General features: G+C 53.6%; 3 protein-coding genes and 2 pseudogenes. 2 read left to right on the top strand and 3 right to left on the bottom strand.

Annotated elements, in window-relative coordinates; all coding sequences use genetic code 11:
- A pseudogene (locus RBR60_RS16390) lies at positions 1-480 on the top strand (hypothetical protein); the annotation flags it as partial.
- Between the two features lie 17 nt (positions 481-497).
- Positions 498-596 (top strand): annotated as a pseudogene (locus RBR60_RS16385) (polysaccharide biosynthesis protein); the annotation flags it as partial.
- Between the two features lie 235 nt (positions 597-831).
- On the opposite strand, the gene RBR60_RS16380 reads toward RBR60_RS16385, so the two are convergent.
- The 3 genes from RBR60_RS16380 to RBR60_RS16370 all read right to left on the bottom strand — a co-directional run.
- Positions 832-1,410 (bottom strand): acyltransferase, encoded by a 579-nt coding sequence (locus tag RBR60_RS16380; RefSeq protein ID WP_320358795.1) that lies wholly within the window; start codon positions 1,408-1,410, stop codon positions 832-834.
- 19 nt (positions 1,411-1,429) lie between these two features.
- Positions 1,430-2,482, bottom strand: a complete 1,053-nt coding sequence (locus RBR60_RS16375; RefSeq protein WP_320358793.1) for a Gfo/Idh/MocA family oxidoreductase — start codon at positions 2,480-2,482, stop codon at positions 1,430-1,432.
- Positions 2,483-2,521: 39 nt separating this feature from the next.
- Positions 2,522-3,694 (bottom strand): DegT/DnrJ/EryC1/StrS family aminotransferase (locus tag RBR60_RS16370; RefSeq protein WP_320358791.1); only part of this gene is annotated, 1,173 nt, incomplete at its 5' end.

Raw genomic sequence — 3,694 nt, 5'->3', positions numbered from 1 at the left:
ATGGCCACAGCAGGTTTTCTTGTGTGGAATTTTCCAAAGGCCCATATTTTCATGGGAGATGCGGGATCGGGCTTTCTCGGCCTCTGCCTGGCAGCGCTCTCCCTCCACGCCGCCTGGATTCATCCCCCGCTGTTCTGGGCCTGGCTCATCCTCATGGGTGTTTTTATCGTGGACGCCACTCTGACCCTCATCGTACGCATGATCCGCGGCGAGAGACTCCATGAAGCCCACCGCACCCACAGCTATCAGCACGCAGCCCGCAGGCTGGGAACACACAAACCCGTGACCCTCACAGTGGCAGCCATCAATGTGTTCTGGCTTTTCCCCCTTGCCGCCGCCGTGACCCTTGAAATCCTGGATGGCTTCCTCGGTCTTGCCATTGCCTGGCTCCCCCTGGTGATCCTGGCTTTCATGTTCAGGGCAGGCCGTCCGGAAAAAACATCCGCAGTTTTTCCATCACAGGATACCCGCAATGGATAAACGCGACCGCCTCTGGCATTGAGATTGTGTTTTCAGGATTAAGGCCGGGAGAGAAGCTTTACGAAGAACTTTTGATTGATGTGCAGGATAAAAAGACCACAGAGCACCCCAAAATCTTCCATGGATACGAAAAAACCCCGGACTGGGGATGGGTGCTTTCCACCATTGAAGAACTTCACAGGGCCATGCAATACTGCTGGCCCCATGGCGCTCCTGAAAACTGCGACTGTGAAGAACTCCGGAATATTTTAAAAAGACAGCTGGAAGGATACCAGCCCCAGTGCGGTATTGTGGATGTGATATGGGAAAAATCAGGACAGACCGATTTTCAAGACCTATCTTTGGAAACATTCAGGGAGAACTGAAAACCCTGCCTTCTTTCATCACATACCGCTCTCCCGTGTGGGGACACAAAGCCTCGCCATCGCCTTCCAAAGGCAAATCCAGCCTCGCGCCATAGGCGCTCATCCATCCGATCCGCCGCGCAGGAACCCCCGCCATCAGGGCATAATCCGGCACATTTTTGGTTACCACAGCGCCTGCGGCAACAAAGGCGTAGCGACCAATGGTCACGCCGCACACAATGGTGCAATTGGCCCCCAGGGTGGCCCCCTTTTTCACCAGGGTATCCTTATACTCATTTTTGCGCTCGATCAGGGCCCTGGGATTATAAACATTGGTAAAAACCATACTGGGGCCACAGAAAACCCCCTCTTCCAGGGTCACATTGTCATATACGGAGACATTGTTCTGGATTTTGCACTGGTCGCCAATCTCCACGCGGTTTCCCACAAAAACATTCTGGCCCAGGGAAACCCCCCTGCCTATCTTTGCGCCGCCACACACATGAACCCAGTGCCACACACGGCTTCCTTCTCCGATTTCTGCGCCTTCATCCACAATGGCTGTGGGGTGAACCTGGTAATTCATGGAGAATCCTTCCTTCTCATCAATATTCCAGAGGCAAAGCCACCTTTTTACCATCCCTTGCAGAAAGATACATGGCAATAAGAAGCTCCAGGGTTTTCAGGCCTTCCCGACCATCCGTCTCTGGCTCCGCATGGCCCCGCAGGGTTTCAATCACGTTGGCATAATACAGGGGATGCCCAAAGCCGTATACGGAAGTGGTCTGGTAACTGGCATCGGCAATTCTGTCATCTTCAGGTAGTCTTTCCTCAAAATCCCAGTGCAGCACCTCGTTGACCGCCACACCGCCTATTCTAGCGCTGCCCTTTTCCCCCAGAACCGTGATGCTGCCTTCCAGGTTTTTGGGATAGGTGAGCATGGATACATTGAGGGTTCCAAGGGCTCCGTTGCGCCAGCGCAGAACAGCCACTCCGCTGTCTTCCACCTCTATGTTCCTGGCAAGAGTTCCCGTATAGGCCATCACACTTTCCACAGGCCCCACAAGCCATTCAAAAAGATCGATATAATGGCTGGCCTGGTTCATGAACGCACCGCCATCAAACTCCCAGGTTCCCCGCCATTTGGCACTGTCGTAATATTCCTGAGGCCGGGTCCAGAAAACATTGATTGCAACGGAATGAATTTTTCCAAAACGCTTCTGCACAACAGCATTCTTTAAAAGCTGCAGGGTGGCGTTCCGACGATTCTGCTTCACCACAAAAAGACGGACCCCTGCCCTGTCGCAAGCCTCGACCATGGCAAGCCCGTCTTTCCAGCGTGTGGCCATGGGTTTTTCCGTCATCACATGCACACCATGCTCTGCCGCAAGAATGGTCTGGCGGGCATGCAACCCGCTTGGAGTGCAGAGACAGACCAGATCCAGGTCTTCCTTTTCAAGCATTTCCTGCATGGATCGATAACCAGGCACCCCCCAGGTCTGAGCATGATCTGCCAGAACCGTCGCATCCGTATCACAGACAGCGGCAAGCTCCAGATTTTCCTTATGTTTTTCCAGGGAGCCAAAATGATTTTTGGATATCCGACCACAGCCAACAATGGCTGCTCGGATCTTTCTGTTTCTGATAAAAGACGGCATAAGGTGTCCTTTTACATCAAAAATAAGGGCCTGATCTCCTCAGGCTCCAATGAGACAGGCCACGATCTTCTCCTGGGCCTCCGCATCCAGCGCAGGATGCATGGGCAGACTCATCACCCTGTGGGCCAGGGTTTCAGAAATGGGAAGAGAACACTTTTCACCCGCAAACACAGGCTGCAGGTGCAGGGGAATGGGATAATGCACTGCCGTTGGAATTCCCTTTTCATTCAGCATTTTCTGAACGGCATCCCGGTTTTCCACCTGCACGGTGTACTGGGCATAGACACAAGAATTCCACTTTTCGATAAAGGGCGTGACAAGGCCAGGGCAGGCGGCCTGGAAAAGCTCTGAATACCGCGCGCCAATCCGGCTCCGCGCTTCCACTTCCTCAGGAAAAACATCCAGCTTGGCAAGGAGGATGGCTGCCTGCAGGGTGTCCAGCCTTCCGTTGAATCCGATGCGGGGATGGTGATAACGCCTGTCCTGGCCATGGATACGGATTTCCCGCATGGCCTTGGCAAGGGCGTCATCATCCGTAAAGCAGGCTCCGCCGTCTCCATAGCCGCCAAGGGGCTTGGACGGAAAAAAGGAAGTGCAGCCAATGGTGGAGAGGGAACAGGATTTTCTTCCCTTGTATGTGGCACCAAAGGACTGGGCCGCATCTTCAATCACAGGGAGACCATGTTTTAAGGCAATGGCGTTGATGGCATCAAAATCCGCACACTGACCATAAAGGCTCACGGGCATGATGGCTTTGGTGCGGTCCGTAATGGCCGCCTCAATACCTTGAGGATCCATGTTGTATGTTCTGGGATCCACATCCACAAAAACGGGCTTTGCCCCAAGAAGGGCAATAATTTCTGCGGTGGCAATAAAGGAAAAAGGGGTTGTGATCACCTCATCGCCTGGGCCAATGCCAAGGGCCATAAGGGCAATCTGCAGGGCGTCCGTACCGCTGGCAACACCAATGGCATGCTTCACTCCCGCGTAGGCCCCAAGGCGATCCTCAAGCTCCTTCACTTCCGGGCCCATGATGTACTGACCGTGGGCCAGCACCCTGTGAATATTTTTTTCAAGGGAAGGGCGGATGCTTCGCTGCTGAGCGGCGAGGTCAATGAAAGGAATGGATTGGCCTTCCTTTGACTGATCAATATAGGCATCTGGTGTTAAAATCCGGGAGTCTCCCCGTGAAAGCAGGCCATGATCCCTGGT

The sequence above is a fragment of the Desulfobotulus sp. genome, assembly GCF_034006065.1.
Taxonomy (GTDB): domain Bacteria; phylum Desulfobacterota; class Desulfobacteria; order Desulfobacterales; family ASO4-4; genus Desulfobotulus.
This window is presented reverse-complemented; position numbering and strand designations above follow the sequence as displayed.